The sequence below is a fragment of the Streptomyces sp. NPDC002054 genome, assembly GCF_040296685.1.
Taxonomy (GTDB): Bacteria; Actinomycetota; Actinomycetes; order Streptomycetales; family Streptomycetaceae; genus Streptomyces.
The window spans coordinates 1-16,344 of record NZ_JBEOXT010000003.1 but is presented as its reverse complement, the minus strand read 5'-3'; the positions used below and the strand labels follow the sequence as shown (position 1 = coordinate 16,344).

The following is a 16,344-nucleotide window of genomic DNA, read 5'->3' as shown; positions in this document are numbered from 1 at the left end:
GGGAGCGATGTCGTGTTCACTCAGGGCTGCAAACATCAAATCCCCCCGTTCTGTTCCGTATCCTGCCCCCGCGCATTCCCGCGGAGTTCGCTCGACAGCAGTTCGAGCACTGTCCGTACACTCTCCCTACGGATTTCCGCACGGGAGCCGTTCAACCGCAGTCGGGCGGTTTTCCCGCTCTCCGGACCCGCCACGGCCACGAAGACCGTGCCCACCGGCTGCCCGTCCTGAGGGTCCGGACCGGCCACACCGGTCGTCGCGATCCCCCAGTCCGCTCCCAGCGCCCCCCGCACACCGGCCGCCATCTCCGCCGCGACCTGCGGGTTCACCGCTCCGTGCGTCGCGAGCAGCTCGGCGTCCACGCCGAGCAGGGAGTGCTTGAGCTCGGTGGCGTACGCCGTGACGGAGCCGCGGAAGGACCGGGAGGCACCCGGGACGGCGGTGAGTTCTGCGGCCACCATCCCTCCGGTCAACGACTCGGCGACCGCAATGGTTCCGTCACTCTCCGCAAGGAGCCGAAGAACTTCCGCCGCGAGCGAGGCGGCGTCGACCGCCGCTCCGGCCACTTTCGAGTCCGCGGCCCCGTATGTCACCTTGCGGCCCGCTCCGCGGCGATTCCCCGGCGGCGGAGCAGCACGGCCTGCCGGATGTAGTCCAGACCCGTGACGACGGTCAGCAGCACGGCCACCGCCATCACCCAGAAGCGGAAGGTGGCCAGCGGGCCGGTCAGGGCGAGCACGTACATGCCCACGGCCACGCCCTGGGCCAGGGTCTTCAGCTTTCCGCCCCGGCTGGCCGGGATCACCCCGTACCGGATCACCCAGAAGCGGAGCAGGGTGATGCCGAGCTCCCGGCCCAGGATCACTCCGGTCACCCACCAGGGCAGGTCACCGAGCCAGGACAGGCATACCAGCGCCGAGCCCATGATCGCTTTGTCGGCGATCGGATCGGCGATCTTCCCGAAGTCCGTGACCAGGTTGTACGTCCGCGCCAGATGCCCGTCGAAGACGTCCGTGATCATCGCTACGGCGAAGGCCGCCCAGGCCCACGCCCGCCAGACCGGGTCATAGCCGCCCTCGGCCAGCAGGAGCAGGACGAATCCCGGCACCAGCACGAGCCGGACCATCGTCAGGATGTTGGCGATGTTCCACAGGCTGGCCTGGTTGACGGCCGCAGCCCCCAGCTTTCCGCCGGGCGCCGTGCCCGGCCGTCGGCCGGCCCCGCCCGCCGCTGATGCCGGGACTCCGGTCATCCGGCCGCCTCCTCAAGCTCCTCCAGGCCCAGCGGCTCGGCGACCAGGTCCACGCCCAGGGTGCCCACCACCTTCGCCATGACCATACGGCCGGGGACCAGCCCGGTGCTGTCCGTGAAGACCACCTGGCCGTCGGTCTCCGGAGCCTGGTGCGCCGCACGCCCGTAGGCCCCGTCGCCGTCCTCGTCGACCGCTTCCACGGACTCGACGAGCACCTCCAGAGTCTCCCCGATCCGCTCCTCGGCGCGCTGCGAGGTGAGCTCCTCGGCGAGCCGCTGCATGTGGGCGAGCCGCTCGGCGATGACCTCCTCGTCGAGCTTGTTCTCGTAGCCGACGGCCTCGGTGCCCTCCTCGTCGGAGTAGCCGAAGATGCCGATCGCGTCGAGCCGCGCGTGGGTGAGGAAACGCTCCAGCTCGGCGAAGTCGGACTCGGTCTCACCGGGGAAGCCCACGATGAAGTTGGACCGCACACCGGCCTGCGGCGCCTTCGCCCGGATGGTGTCCAGCAGCTCCAGGAACCGGTCGGTGTCGCCGAAGCGGCGCATGGCGCGCAGCACGTCGGGGGCGGAGTGCTGGAAGGACAGGTCGAAGTACGGCACCACCTTGGGGGTGGAGGTCAGTACGTCGATCAGCCCGGGACGCATCTCGGCGGGCTGCAGGTAGCTGACCCGGACCCGCTCGATGCCCTCGACCGCGGCCAGTTCCGGCAGCAGGGTCTCCAGCAGCCGGATGTCGCCGAGGTCCTTGCCGTACGAGGTGTTGTTCTCGGAGACCAGCATGACCTCCTTGACGCCCTGCTCGGCCAGCCAGCGCGTCTCGCCCAGCACATCGCTGGGGCGGCGCGAGATGAAGGAGCCGCGGAAGGACGGGATGGCGCAGAAGGAGCAGCGGCGGTCGCAGCCGGAGGCCAGCTTCACCGAGGCGACCGGGCTCTTGTCCAGCCGGCGGCGCAGCGGTGCGCGCGGGCCGGAGGCGGGGGCCAGGCCGTCGGGGAGGTCGGCGGGCGCGGGCACCACCGGTTCCTGGGCGTGCCCGGGCAGCGCGACCTCGGGCGCCGCCTGCCGGTCCGCCGGGCTGATCGGCAGCAGCTTGCGCCGGTCGCGCGGGGTGTGGGAGGCGTGGATGCCGCCGTTCAGGATGGTCTGAAGGCGGTCGGAGATGTCGGCGTAGTCGTCGAAGCCGAGCACCCCGTCGGCCTCGGGGAGGGCTTCGGCGAGGTCCTTGCCGTAGCGCTCGGCCATGCAGCCGACGGCGACGACGGCCTGGGTCTTGCCGTGATCCTTGAGATCGTTGGCTTCCAGCAGGGCGTCTACGGAGTCCTTCTTGGCGGCTTCGACGAAGCCGCAGGTGTTGACGACGGCGACGTCCGCATCGGCGGCGTCCTCGACGAGCTCCCAGCCATCCGCTGCCAAGCGGCCTGCGAGCTCCTCCGAGTCCACCTCGTTACGGGCGCAGCCAAGAGTGACAAGGGCGACGGTACGGCGTTCGGGCATGGACTCAAGACTACTTCGTCCGCGCCCCGGCACCCGCCGCGCGTCCCCGTACGCACGGATCCCCGGGGCGGACGGCGGGCGCCGCGCGGTACCCCGGGGATCCGGAATTGCCTGTTCGGGGGCGGTCAGCCCGCCTGGGCCTGGCCCTGGCGCTGGTCGTCCTTGGTGTAGGTGAGCCGCTCCACCTGCCCCGACTGGAAGTCGTCCTTGATCTCCTTGCCGTTCACGAACAGCTGGACGGCCCCGGCGTCGCCGAGTACGAGATCGATGGATTCCTTGTCCGTGAAGGTCTTGGAGTCGCCCTGTTCGACCATGCCGTCGAACAGCGTGCGGCCGGTGGAGTCCTTCGCCGAGATCCAGCTCTCCCCGTCGTTGGCCGTCAGGACCACGGTCACCAGGTCCTTGGGCGCAGCCGCGATGGCGCTGTCCGAGGGCTCCGGCTTGGGGGACGGGGCCTTCGGGGGCTGCGGGGTCGGGGTGATCACCTTGCCGGTCGGCTTGGACGCCGGCTTCGGTGAGGCGGTTCCCTCCGCCACCGGCCGCTTGGTGTTGTCCTCGCCGCCGCCGAAGGCGGTGAAGCCGACGAACCCGATCACGGCGACGATCGCCGCGACCATGGCGGCGGTCCAGTTCGGCCGCTGGCGTTCGGGACGGATCCGCTCCGCCTCGAACAGCGGCGCCGCCGGAGTCGGAGCCGGCCGGCCGCCGTGCGCCGCGTCGTAGGCGTCCACCAGCGGAACCGGATCGAGGTCCACCGCGCGGGCGATCGTACGGATGTGGCCGCGGGCGTAGACATCGCCGCCGCAGCGGGTGAAGTCGTCCTGCTCGATCCCGTGCACGATCGGGGCGCGCACGCGCGTGATGGAGCTGACCTCGTCGACGGTGAGCCCGGCGGCGATCCGGGCCTGCTGGATGGTCCGGCCGATGGACGGCCCGTCGTCCGGCCGCTCTTCGGCGGTCGAAGGCTGGTCGTCTTCGGGGGAGTTGGAGTTGCCGATGGACACGAGGGCGCCTTTCGAGCGTGTAGCCACCTGCTGGATGTCCAGTCTAGGGGGGTGACGAAAGGGTGGAGCAACCGGAGGGTGCACTCCGTACGCCATCCGTATGGCGACCGGGTGACCTTCCCCTTCCTCAACTTGACGCGAGCCCAAGGGAAACGGTTGCCCACCACATCATCACGGGTGGGACTCGCCCCGGATGACGGCGAGCACGGCATCCAGTTCATCCGGTTTCACCAGCACATCGCGCGCTTTCGAACCCTCGCTCGGGCCGACCACGCCCCTGGATTCCATGAGGTCCATCAGCCGGCCGGCCTTGGCGAAGCCGACCCGGAGCTTGCGCTGGAGCATCGAAGTGGAACCGAACTGGGTGGAGACCACCAGCTCGGCGGCCTGGCAGAGCAGGTCGAGGTCGTCGCCGATCTCCTCGTCGATCTCCTTCTTCTGCTGCTGTCCGACCGTGACGTCCTCCCGGAAGACCGGCGCCATCTGCTCCTTGCAGTGCCGGACGATCCCGGAGATCTCCTCCTCGGTGACGAAGGCGCCCTGGAGACGGACCGGTTTGTTCGCACCCATCGGCAGGAACAGCCCGTCGCCCTTGCCGATGAGCTTCTCGGCTCCGGGCTGGTCGAGGATGACCCGGCTGTCGGCCAGCGAGGAGGTGGCGAAGGCCAGCCGCGAGGGCACGTTCGCCTTGATCAGGCCGGTGACCACGTCCACCGAGGGCCGCTGGGTGGCGAGCACCAGATGGATGCCGGCCGCGCGGGCCAGCTGGGTGATCCGGACGATCGAGTCCTCGACGTCGCGCGGGGCGACCATCATGAGGTCGGCGAGCTCGTCGACGATGACCAGCAGGTACGGGTACGGGTTCAGCTCCCGCTGGCTGCCCTCGGGCAGTTTGATCTTGCCGTCCCGGATGGCCTTGTTGAAGTCGTCGATGTGCCGGTAGCCGAACGCGGCCAGGTCGTCGTAGCGGAGGTCCATCTCCTTGACGACCCACTGGAGGGCCTCGGCGGCCCGCTTGGGGTTGGTGATGATCGGCGTGATCAGGTGCGGAATGCCCTCGTACGCGGTCAGCTCGACCCGCTTGGGGTCGACCAGCACCATCCGCACGTCCTCCGGGGTGGCCCGCACCATGATCGAGGTGATCAGGCAGTTGATGCAGGAGGACTTTCCGGAGCCGGTGGCGCCGGCCACCAGCACATGCGGCATCTTCGCCAGGTTGGCCATCACATAGCCGCCCTCGACGTCCTTGCCGAGTGCCACCAGCATCGGGTGGTCGTCCTCGGCCGCGTCCGCCAGGCGCAGCACATCGCCCAGGTTGACCATCTCGCGGTCGGTGTTCGGGATCTCGATGCCCACCGCCGACTTGCCGGGGATCGGGCTGATGATCCGCACGTCGGGGCTGGCCACGGCGTACGCGATGTTCTTGGTCAGCGCGGTGATCCGCTCGACCTTGACCGCCGCGCCCAGGGTGACCTCGTACCGGGTGACCGTCGGCCCCCGGGTGAAGCCGGTGACGTCCGCATCGACCTTGAACTCGCTGAAGACGTTCCGCAGGGAGGCGACGACGGCGTCGTTGGCGGCGCTGCGCGTCTTCCCCGGGCCACCGCGCTCCAGGTGGTCCAGGGAGGGCAGTGCGTACGTGATGTCCCCGCGCAGCTGGAGCTGCTCGGCGCGGGGCGGCAGCGGAGTGCCCGCCTCGGGCGGGGCCTTGGTGAGGTCGGGCACGGCGAAGCTGCCGGCCCCGTCGGCCGTGCCCGCGGTGGGCGGGGCGACCGGGACGGGCGGGACGGCGGGAACTGATGGAACGGACGTCTCCCCGCGGGCCGGGGGCACCGGCGCGGTGGATTCCGTGGCGCCCCGGCCGCCGGCGATGCCCTGGGTGAGGTCGGCGACCAGCGGGGACGGGGGCAGGCCGCCCAGCACGGCCCCGTCCAGGGCGGCGGCGGCAGCCGCCGCCACATCCACCGCGTCCATCTCGCGGTCCAGCGGGGGCTGTACCGAGCCGCGCCGGGGCCGGCGGCGGCGGGCGGGCGCCTCCTGCTCGGCGGCCTCGGCCGGATCGCCCGGCTCGGCTTCCTCGTCGGCCGCGGTGGCGGCACCTGCCCGGCCGCGCCCGGTGCGGGCCCGCCACCGGTCGCCATCGTGCCGGTCCTGCCGGTCGTACGAGTCCTGCGCGTCCTCGGCTCCGTCCGGCAGCTCGTCGTACTCGTTCGGCTGGACGATGCCCAGTCGGATGCCGAGCTGCCGCAGCCGCTGCGGGATCGCGTTGACCGGGGTGGCGGTGACCACCAGCAGGCCGAAGACGGTGAGCAGCACCAGCATGGGCACGGCCAGCGGCGCACCCATGGTGAAGATCAGCGGTTTGGAGGCGGCCCAGCCGATGAGCCCGCCGGCGTCCTGCATGGCGGCGGTGCCCTCGCCGCGGCCGGGCGCGCCGCAGGCGATGTGGACCTGCCCGAGCACGCCGATCACCAGCGCGGACAGGCCGATCACGATGCGGCCGTTGGCGTCTCCCTGGTCGGGGTGCCGGATGAAACGTACCGCCATGACCCCGAGCAGGACGGGCACCAGCAGATCGAGCCGCCCGAAGGCGCCGGTGATCAGCATGGTGACCAGATCGCCGACCGGACCGCGCAGGTTCGACCAGGTGCCGGCGGCGACGATCAGCGCGAGACCGAGCAGGAGCAGCGCGAGGCCGTCCTTGCGGTGCGCGGGATCGAGGTTCTTGGCTCCGCGGCCCATGCTCCGGAACACCGCGCCGATCGCATGCGCGAGACCGAGCCACAGGGCGCGCACCAGCCGGAGCACCCCGTTGGTCGGGGAGGGCGCCGGCTTGGGCGCGGCCTTCTTCGCAGGGGCGCGCTTCGCGGGCGCCGCCTTCTTCGCGGGCGGCTTGCGGGCGGGGGCCGCCTTCTTGGCCGGCGCCGTCGTACGGCCGGTGCGGGCCTTTGCGGTGCCCGCTGTGCTCTGGGGACCCTTGCCGGACGTACGTGAGGCCATGGGAGCGAGGTTACCGGTGTGCACGCCGGTGGACACGCGTGCCCACCCCTTCACCCGTTCGTGTCGGGCCCGAGGCCGGTGTTTTGACGTACGGAAAGAACTGACGCCCACTCACCGGCCGCGCCCCCGCCCGCGCGGTGGGGACACCGGCGGGCAGCCGGGCCCGGACCTCACCGGCTCGGGCCCGGCCCCGCTCAGGTCTGGGCCGGCAGCACCGCCGCGCCGCCGCCCGCTCCGGGCTCCAGCGCATCCAGCGCCCGCCGCAGTCCGGTGAGTTTGCGCTCCAGATGGGCAGCGGTGGCCACCACCGAAGCCTCGGCCGCTTCCTCGCCGAGCTGCTTGGTGAGCGCTTCGGCCTGTTCCTCGACCGCGGCAAGCCGCGCCGAGAGCTCGGCCAGCAGTCCGGCGGCCTCCTTGCTCTCCGCGCCGTTGGAGCCGCCGCCGTCCAGCTGCAGCCTCAGCAGCGCCGCCTGCTCGCGCAGTTGGCAGTTCTTCGTATACAGGTCCACGAACACCGAGACCTTCGCCCGCAGCACCCACGGATCGAAGGGCTTGGAGATGTAGTCCACGGCCCCCGCGGCATAGCCCCGGAAGGTGTGGTGCGGACCGTGATTGATCGCCGTCAGGAAGATGATCGGAATATCGCGGGTCCGCTCCCGCCGCTTGATGTGCGCGGCGGTCTCGAACCCGTCCATCCCGGGCATCTGCACGTCCAGCAGGATGACCGCGAAGTCATCCGTCAGCAGCGCCTTGAGCGCTTCCTCCCCCGACGACGCCCGGACCAGTGTCTGATCGAGCGCGGAGAGGATGGCCTCCAGCGCCAGCAGATTCTCCGGCCGGTCGTCGACCAGGAGGATCTTGGCCTTCTGCACCATGCCCTGTCCTCCTCGCCCCGGCATGAGGCCTCCCCGGCCCGTCCTTGTGCCGGTCATCGTAGCCCCAGTCCCGAGATCGCCACACCCTGTCACCAAGATGTCACTGTGCACGTAGCGGAAACGCGGTGGGAGACCCGAAGGTTCCCCGTGTGCGCCGTGGAATCCGTCCCTTGCCGAACGATCATTTCGCCCGCATGTGCTGTTCCATGACGGACAGCAGGAAATCGGGGTCGACCGGCTTGGTCACGTAGTCCGTGGCACCGGAGTCGATGGCCTTCTCCCGGTCCCCCTTCATCGCCTTCGCGGTGAGCGCGATGATCGGCAGCCCCTCGAACTGCGGCATCCGCCGGATCGCCGCCGTCGTCGCATAACCGTCCATCTCCGGCATCATGATGTCCATCAGGACGACCGTCACATCGTCGTGCTGCTCCAGCACCTCGATGCCCTCGCGCCCGTTCTCGGCGTACAGCACGGCAAGCCCGTGCTGCTCCAGCACACTGGTCAGCGCGAACACATTGCGGACGTCGTCGTCGACGATCAGCACCTTCTCGCCGCGGAACCCGTACGCCCGGGGAGCCGCCGGGGGCTCCTCCGGCACCAGCCAGTCCTCCGTCAGCTGCTGTCCCGGCTGGCCCGGCACCTCCGACCGCGGCCGGGCATCGCTCAGCGCCTTCCGGCGCCGCCGGAACAGCGCCGAGGACCCCTGACCCGCCCCGTCGGCACCGGCCGGCTGCAGCTGCGCCGCCGGAACGGGCGCCGGACCGGCCGCATCAGCGGAAGGAGCCGGGCCCTGCGGCAGCGCGGGCGCCGCCGCGGCTCCGGGCCGCCGGTACAGATCGCCCCGGCCGCCCGGAGCGGGCGGCGCATAGCCCTGCGGCGGCAGCTCGCTCGGGTGCAGCGGCAGGTACAGGGTGAAGGTGGAACCACGGCCGGGCTCACTGGCCGCATGGATCTCGCCGCCCAGCAGCCGGGCGATCTCCCGGCTGATCGACAGCCCCAGCCCGGTCCCGCCGTACTTCCGGCTCGTGGTGCCGTCCGCCTGCTTGAACGCCTCGAAGATCACCAGCATCTTGCTCGCCGCGATCCCGATCCCGGTGTCGGTGACCGAGAAGGCGATCAGGTCCCCGTCGGGGTCCCGCAGCGAGCCGGCTTCCAGCAGCTGCTCCCGGATGGCCTGCGGCACATCGGTCCCGGCCGGCCGGATGACCAGCTCCACCGCCCCGTTGTCGGTGAACTTCACCGCGTTCGACAGCAGGTTGCGCAGCACCTGGAGCAGCCGCTGCTCGTCGGTGTGCAGGGTGGCCGGCAGCTCCGGGGACACCCGCACCGAGAAGTCCAGGCCCTTCTCCGCGGTCAGCGGCCGGAACGTGGCCTCCACATAGTCCACCAGCTGGACCAGGGCGATCCGGGTCGGCGAGACGTCCATCTTGCCCGCCTCGACCTTCGACAGGTCCAGGATGTCGTTGATCAGCTGGAGCAGGTCGGAGCCGGCCCCGTGGATGGTCTCGGCGAACTCCACCTGCTTCGGCGAGAGATTGCCGTCCGCATTGTCGGCGAGCAGCTTCGCCAGGATCAGCAGCGAGTTGAGCGGGGTCCGCAGCTCGTGGGACATGTTGGCGAGGAACTCCGACTTGTAGCGCATCGAGACCGCGAGCTGCTCGGCGCGCTCCTCCAGCACCTGCCGGGCCTCCTCGATCTCGGTGTTCTTCACCTCGATGTCCCGGTTCTGCTGGGCCAGCAGCTCGGCCTTCTCCTCCAGTTCGGCATTGGCGGCCTGGAGCGCCTTCTGCCGGTTCTCCAGCTCGTCGGAACGCTCGCGCAGTTGCTCGGTCATCTCCTGGGACTGCTTCAGCAGCACCTCGGTCTTGGAGTTGACGCTGATCGTGTTGACGCTCGTACCGATCATCTCGGCGATCTGGCTGAGGAAGTCCTTCTGGATCTGCGTGAAGGGCTGGAAGGAGGCCAGCTCGATCACGCCGAGCACCTTGCCCTCGAAGAGCACCGGCAGCACGATCACGTGCGCGGGCGGCGCCTCCCCGAGCCCCGAGGAGATCTTCAGATAGCCGGGCGGGGTGTTCTCGACCAGGATCGTCCGCTTCTCCTCCGCGACGGTCCCGATCAGCCCCTCCCCCGGCCGGAACGAGGTCGGCATCCGGTCGCCCGCATAGGCGTAACTGCCGCGCATGTGCAGCTCGTACGGGCCGTCCGCGCCGCCGTCGGCGCCGAGTTCGCCGGGACCGCCGGCCGCCACCGCCAGGAAGAAGGCTCCGGCCTGCGCCGAGACCACCGGGGTGAGCTCACTCATGATCAGCGAGGCCACGTCGTCGAGGTCCCGGCGGCCTTGCATCAGACCGGAGATCCGGGCCAGGTTGCCCTTGAGCCAGTCCTGCTCCTTGTTGGCCAGCGTGGTGTCGCGCAGGTTGGCGATCATCGTGTTGATGTTGTCCTGGAGGACCTGGATCTCGCCCGCCGCGTCCACGTCGATCTTCAGGTTGAGGTCCCCGCGGGTCACCGCTGTGGCCACCGCGGCGATCGCCCGCACCTGCCGGGTCAGGTTCCCGGCCATCTCGTTCACCGACTCGGTCAGGTCCCGCCAGGTGCCGTCCACGTCCCGGACCCGGGCCTGGCCGCCCAGGATGCCCTCGGTGCCCACCTCACGAGCCACCCGCGTCACCTGGTCGGCGAACGAGGACAGCTGGTCCACCATCGTGTTGATCGTGGTCTTGAGCTCCAGGATCTCGCCGCGCGCATCGATGTCGATCTTCTTGGTCATGTCGCCCTTGGCGATGGCGGTGGTGACCATGGCGATCTGCCGCACCTGACCGGTCAGGTTGGAGGCCATGAAGTTCACCGAATCGGTGAGGTCCTTCCAGGTCCCCGAGACCCCGGGCACATGCGCCTGTCCGCCGAGCCGGCCCTCCGTACCCACCTCGCGGGCCACCCGGGTCACCTCGTCGGCGAACGAGGACAGGGTCTTCACCATCGTGTTGACCGTGTCCGCGAGCTGGGCGACCTCACCGCGCGCCTCGACCGTGACCTTCTTGGTCAGATCACCGTTGGCGACCGCCGCCGACACCTGCGAGATGTTGCGCACCTGGGAGGTCAGGTTGTTCGCCATCAGGTTGACGTTGTCGGTCAGGTCCTTCCAGATGCCGGTGACCCCGCGCACCCGGGCTTGACCGCCCAGAATGCCCTCCGAACCCACCTCGCGGGCCACCCGGGTCACCTGCTCCGCGAAGGAGGACAGCTGGTCCACCATCGTGTTCACGGTGGTGACCAGCTCCAGGATCTCGCCCTTGGCGTCGACCGTGATCTTCTTCGACAGATCGCCCGTCGCCACCGCCGTGGTGACCTCGGCGATGTTGCGCACCTGCGAGGTCAGGTTGTTGGCCATGAAGTTCACCGACTGGGTGAGGTCCTTCCAGGTGCCGGAGACCCCCTTCACCTCGGCCTGGCCGCCCAGGATCCCCTCGGTGCCCACCTCGCGGGCCACCCGGGTCACCTGCTCCGCGAAGTTCGACAGCTGGTCCACCATGGTGTTGAGCGTGTTCTTCAACTCCAGGATCTCGCCGCGCGCATCCACGTCGATCTTCTGCGACAGGTCACCGCGCGCCACCGCCGTCGCCACCTGGGCGATATTGCGGACCTGCGAGGTCAGGTTCCCGGCCATGCCGTTCACCGAGTCCGTGAGGTCACGCCATACGCCGGCCACGCCCGGCACCTGCGCCTGACCGCCCAGCCGGCCCTCGGTACCCACGTCCCGGGCCACCCGGGTCACCTGCTCCGCGAACGCGGACAGCTGGTCGACCATGGTGTTGATGGTGTTCTTCAGCTCCAGGATCTCGCCGCGCGCATCCACGTCGATCTTCTGGGAGAGGTCGCCGCGGGCCACCGCCGTGGTCACCTGGGCGATCTGCCGCACCTGGGAGGTCAGGTTGCCGGCCATGAAGTTCACCGAGTCGGTGAGCTCCTTCCAGGTGCCGGAAACCCCCTCCACCCGGGCCTGCCCGCCCAGCCGGCCCTCCGTACCCACGTCCCGGGCCATCCGGGTCACCTGGTCGGCGAACGAGGACAGCTGGTCCACCATCGTGTTCACGGTGTTCTTCAGCTGGAGCATCTCGCCGGAGACATCCACCGTGACCTTCTGCGAGAGATCACCGTTGGCCACCGCCGTGGTCACCTGGGCGATATTGCGCACCTGACCGGTGAGGTTCCGGAACGCCGTGTTCACCGAGTCGGTGAGGTCCTTCCAGGTCCCCGCCGCCCCCGGCACCTGCGCCTGACCGCCCAGCTCGCCCTCGACACCGACCTCCCGCGCCACCCGCGTCACCTCGGCGCCGAAGGCCTGGAGCTGGTCCACCATCGTGTTGACGGTGTTCTTCAGCTCCAGCATCTCGCCGGCCACGTCCACCGTGACCTTCTGCGAGAGATCACCGTTGGCCACCGCGGTGGTGACGGTCGCGATGTCCCGCACCTGGGTGGTGAGGTTCCGGAAGACCGTGTTCACCGAGTCGGTGAGGTCCTTCCAGGTCCCCGCCGCCCCCGGCACCTGCGCCTGACCGCCGAGCAGGCCCTCGGCGCCGACCTCGCTCGCGACCCGGGTCACCTCGTCGGCGAAGGTCCGCAGGGTGTCCGTCATCTGATTGATCGTTTCGGCGAGCTGCGCCACCTCGCCCCGCGCGCTCACCGTGACCTTCTGGGTCAGGTCACCGTTCGCGACGGCCGTGGTGACCTGCGCGATCCCCCGCACCTGGGCGGTGAGGTTGCCCGCCATCGTGTTGACCGAATCGGTCAGGTCCTTCCACACCCCGGCCACACCCGGCACCTGGGCCTGACCGCCGAGCTCCCCCTCGGTACCCACCTCGCGGGCCACCCGGGTCACCTCGGAGGAGAACGAGGACAGCTGGTCCACCATCGTGTTCACGGTGTTCTTCAGCTGGAGCATCTCGCCGGCCACGTGCACGGTGACCTTGCGGGACAGATCGCCCTTCGCCACCGCCGTGGTGACCAGGGCGATATCACGCACCTGAGCGGTGAGCCGGTACGCCATGGTGTTGACGGAGTCGGTCAGGTCCTTCCAAGAACCGGACATTCCGCGCACCTGGGCCTGACCGCCGAGCTTGCCCTCGGTGCCCACCTCCAGCGCGACCCGGGTCACCTCGTCGGTGAACGCCGACAGCTGGTCCACCAGGTTGTTGACCGTACGGCCGACCTTGAGGAACTCGCCCCGCAGCGGATGCCCCGCCCCGTCCGAGGACTGGGTCCGCAGGTCCATCCGCTGCTGCAGATCGCCCTCCGCGACCGCCGACAGCACCCGGCCGACCTCGGAGACCGGCCTGGCCAGGTCCTCCACCAGCTGGTTCGAGTTGTCGATCGCGGCGGCCCAGGCACCCTCGCAGGCCCCCGTCTCCAGCCGCTCGCTCAGCTTGCCCTCGCGCCCGACCATCCGCCGGACCCGGGACAGCTCCCCGCTGAGGTGGAGATTGCGGTCCGCGACCTCGTTGTAAACGGCGGCGATCTCCGCCATCACCCCGTCGCCGGACACCGTCAGGCGCTTGCGGAAGTTCCCGTCCCGCATCGACACCAGGGCCGCGAGAAGCCGGTTCAGCGCAGCGGAGTCGACCTCAGTCGTCCCACCCCGCCGGGACCGTCCGCCCTTCGCGCGCGCACCCGTCCGTCGCGCCGCTACGCCAGACTCCACCGTGTCCCTCCCGAAAGGGTCGACCGTCGCTCCGCCGGCCTGCCGAAATTCGCGCAGCCCGGCCCATCCAAGCCTGCCCAGTGTTTCACCATGGCCCAACCAGGCCATAACGCTTCGGTACCTTCGCACAGCACCCACACCCTGCGGGTGGAATACCCCCCGACCGTGCCCATACCGGGTGCGGGGTAAGTAACCTGGCGTCCGACTGTTCATCCGCTCGTAAGGAGTCCCGTGATCACGGCCAGGGCGGCTGCCAGCTTCGATCCAGTCGGGCGCTCGGTCGCGGCGGCCCGCGCCTTCGTCCGCGACACCCTTCAGGGCTGGGGTTTCGCGGACATCGTCGACGACGCGGTGGTACTGACCAGCGAGCTGGTCACCAACGCGGTGGTGCACGCCGGCACCCGGGCCGATGTGCTGTGCCTGCGCGCCGAGGGCGGCGTACGTGTGGAGGTCGCCGACCGCTACCCGGACCGCGAGCTGCCGCTGGCCCCACCGGACCGCCTGTACGCCGACCCGGACCGGGAGAGCGGGCGCGGGCTGATGCTGTGCGCCGCCCTCGCCACCCGCTGGGGGGTCGAGTACACCACCACCCGCAAGCATGTGTGGTTCCGCCTCGACCTGCCGGACCGGCCGGTCGGTACCCGCTCCGCCGGACCGGTCGTACCCGACCAGCTCCTCCCCCTCGCCGAGACCCGGGTCCGGGTGGCCGTCCTCCAGATCGACGCCGCCGGCACCATCTCCGCCTGGAACGAAGACGCCGAGTATGTCTTCGGCTACCCCGCCGAGAAGGCCCTCGGCCGGCCCCTGTCCGAGCTCGCCGCCTGGCCGCAGACCCCCGGCACCGGCACCGGAGTCGCCGAGGCTCTCGGCCTGTCCCGCTGGGAGGGCAGCTACGGCATCCGCGGCGCGGACGGCCGGGTCATCCCCGTCTACGCCTCCCACTTGCGGGTCCGCGATGCACACGGCGAGCCGTCCACGGTCTGCCTGCTGGTCCACGACGACGAGCGCGCCGTCCTGCAGAGCCCGACCCGAGTGCCCGCCGAGGACGGCCGGCTCACCGAACCCCGGACCGCGGACCCCTTCGAGGTGTTCATCGGTTCCCCCGCACCCGACGACCTCGACGGACTCCTCCAGCGGACCGTCGAACGGGCCCGCGACATGCTCGACGCCGATTCCGCCTTCCTGCTGCTCGCCACCGACGACGAGACCGAGCTCGAGGTCCGCGCCACCACCGGCCTCCCCTCCACCCGCCAGCGGTTCGCCCGGGTCCCCGTGGAGGCCGGCACCAACCGCTTCGGCTCGGCCCGGATGCCCGCCGTCCACGACGACCTCAGCGTCGTCCCCGGCGCCGTCCCGCTGCTGGACTCCACCGGCATGCGCTCCGTTGTCACCGTCCCCCTCAAGGTGGAAGGCCGCCTCACCGGTTCGCTCGGAGTGGCCGCCGAAACACCCGGCCGGTACTCCAACGACGAGGCCCTGCGCCTCCAGTTCGCCGCCGACCGGATCGCCCTTGCCGTGGAGTCCGCGCGCCTGGGCGAGCTGGAGCGCCTGCGCCGCGGCTCGCTGTCCTTCCTGGTGGAGGCCTCCGACCTGCTGGCCGGCACCCTCGACCGGGACCAGACCCTGGCCCTGATGGCCCAGATGACCGTCCCCACCCTGGCCACCTGGTGCGCCGTCTACACCATCACCGACCAGACCTCCGACCCGTACCTGTCGTACGTCCTCCACGAGGACGAGGACCGGATCGACGCCCTCAAGGCACTCCTGGTCCAGGTGGACCCCCCGGAACCGGTGACCGAGACCGGCGCCCGGCCCTGGGCGGCGGCAGCCGCCGCGGTGCACGCCGAGACGGTGGTCCTGCCGCTCCTCGCCCGCAACCGCGTGATCGGCATGCTCACCCTGGGCAAACCGCACGAGGAACACTTCCGTCAGGAGATCCTCGAACTCGCCGAGGACCTCTCCCGCCGGGCCGCCCTGGCCCTCGACAACGCCCGCCTGTACTCGGAGCGCACGGCGATCAGCCGCTCCCTCCAGCGCAGCCTGCTGCCGCCCGGCTCCCCCGCGATCCCCGGCATGGAGGTCGAGGTGATCTACCGCGCGGCCGGCGAGGGCAACGAGGTCGGCGGCGACTTCTACGACGTCTTCCCGATCCGCGACGGCGCGTACGGCTTCGCCATCGGCGACGTCTGCGGTACGGGTCCGGAGGCGGCGGCGGTCACCGGCCTGGCCCGGCACGCCCTGCGGCTGCTGGCCCGCGAGGGCCTGGGCGGCCCGGCGGTGCTGCAGCGGCTGAACGCGGCCATCCTCGACGAGGGCGCCCGCAGCCGATTCCTCACCCTGCTGTACGGGGAACTCCACCCGCAGCCGGACGGCGGCGCCCTGATGAAGGTGGTCTGCGCCGGCCATCCGCTGCCCTTGCGGCTCCGCCCGGACGGCCAGGTCCTCCCGGCGGCGGACCCGCAACCGCTGCTCGGCGTGATCGACGACCTCGACCTGTACGAACAGACCCTGACCCTCGACCCCGGCGATGTCCTGCTGTGCGTCACGGACGGCGTGACGGAACGCCGCGAGGGCACCCGCATGCTGGGCGACGACGGCCTCACGGACGTCCTGACCACCTGCACGGGCCTCACGGCGGGCGCGGTCGCCGCCCGCGTGCTGCGCGCGGTGGAACGCTTCGCGGCGGAACCGGCCTCGGACGACATGGCGATCCTGGCGTTCCGCGTCCCGGAACAACGCACGGGCGACTGACCGCGCCGTCGCCTCTGGCCCATTCGGGTCAGAGGCGACGGCGCGGTGGGGCAAAAACAAAAAAGGCCCCCGCCAGATGGCGGGGGCCTTTTCTCTGAGCCCTTTAACGGAATCGAACCGTTGACCTTCTCCTTACCATGGAGACGCTCTACCGACTGAGCTAAAAGGGCGGGTTGTTCGGCGGCGTCCTACTCTCCCACAGGGTCCCCCCTGCAGTACCATCGGCGCTGAAAGGCTTAGCTTCCGGGTTCGGAATGTAACCGGGCGT

The 16,344-nt window shown here is 70.4% G+C and carries 8 protein-coding genes, 1 tRNA gene and 1 rRNA gene; 1 reads left to right on the top strand and 9 read right to left on the bottom strand.

From position 1 onward, the window contains the following. Window positions 1–35: 35 nt before the first annotated feature. The 7 genes from ABT123_RS03300 to ABT123_RS03270 form a co-directional block, all read right to left on the bottom strand. On the bottom strand, window positions 36–593 hold the full coding sequence (locus ABT123_RS03300) for a CinA family protein (protein ID WP_351309069.1): 558 nt from the start codon (window positions 591–593) through the stop codon (window positions 36–38). Next, entirely contained in the window at window positions 590–1,252 is a 663-nt protein-coding gene (gene pgsA, locus ABT123_RS03295; RefSeq protein ID WP_351309066.1) for a CDP-diacylglycerol--glycerol-3-phosphate 3-phosphatidyltransferase, read from the bottom strand. The genes ABT123_RS03300 and pgsA overlap by 4 nt, the downstream gene beginning before the upstream one ends. Then, complete coding sequence (gene rimO / locus ABT123_RS03290) at window positions 1,249–2,745, bottom strand: 30S ribosomal protein S12 methylthiotransferase RimO (protein WP_351309063.1); 1,497 nt, start codon at window positions 2,743–2,745, stop codon at window positions 1,249–1,251. The genes pgsA and rimO overlap by 4 nt, the downstream gene beginning before the upstream one ends. 125 nt (window positions 2,746–2,870) lie before the next feature. Further along, window positions 2,871–3,749, bottom strand: coding sequence for a helix-turn-helix domain-containing protein (locus ABT123_RS03285; RefSeq protein ID WP_351309060.1), 879 nt, complete (start codon window positions 3,747–3,749; stop codon window positions 2,871–2,873). A 171-nt stretch (window positions 3,750–3,920) separates the two neighbouring features. Then, window positions 3,921–6,749, bottom strand: coding sequence for a DNA translocase FtsK (locus ABT123_RS03280; RefSeq protein ID WP_351309058.1), 2,829 nt, complete (start codon window positions 6,747–6,749; stop codon window positions 3,921–3,923). Between the two features lie 194 nt (window positions 6,750–6,943). Beyond that, window positions 6,944–7,624 carry a response regulator gene (locus ABT123_RS03275; RefSeq protein WP_351309055.1) on the bottom strand — a complete coding sequence of 227 codons (681 nt, stop codon included), beginning with the start codon at window positions 7,622–7,624 and terminating at the stop codon, window positions 6,944–6,946. Between the two features lie 181 nt (window positions 7,625–7,805). Further along, the gene (locus ABT123_RS03270; protein WP_351309053.1) at window positions 7,806–13,325 is read right to left on the bottom strand and encodes a HAMP domain-containing hybrid sensor histidine kinase/response regulator; all 5,520 of its coding nucleotides are present in this window, start codon (window positions 13,323–13,325) and stop codon (window positions 7,806–7,808) included. A gap of 231 nt (window positions 13,326–13,556) precedes the next feature. Between ABT123_RS03270 and ABT123_RS03265 the strand changes: the two genes are divergently transcribed. Continuing rightward, entirely contained in the window at window positions 13,557–16,076 is a 2,520-nt protein-coding gene (locus tag ABT123_RS03265) for a SpoIIE family protein phosphatase (protein ID WP_351309050.1), read from the top strand. Between the two features lie 97 nt (window positions 16,077–16,173). Here the strand turns inward: ABT123_RS03265 and ABT123_RS03260 are convergent. Beyond that, window positions 16,174–16,246: transfer RNA gene (locus ABT123_RS03260), tRNA-Thr, on the bottom strand. Window positions 16,247–16,251: 5 nt separating this feature from the next. Continuing rightward, window positions 16,252–16,344: ribosomal RNA gene (gene rrf / locus ABT123_RS03255) — 5S ribosomal RNA — on the bottom strand; the annotation flags it as partial.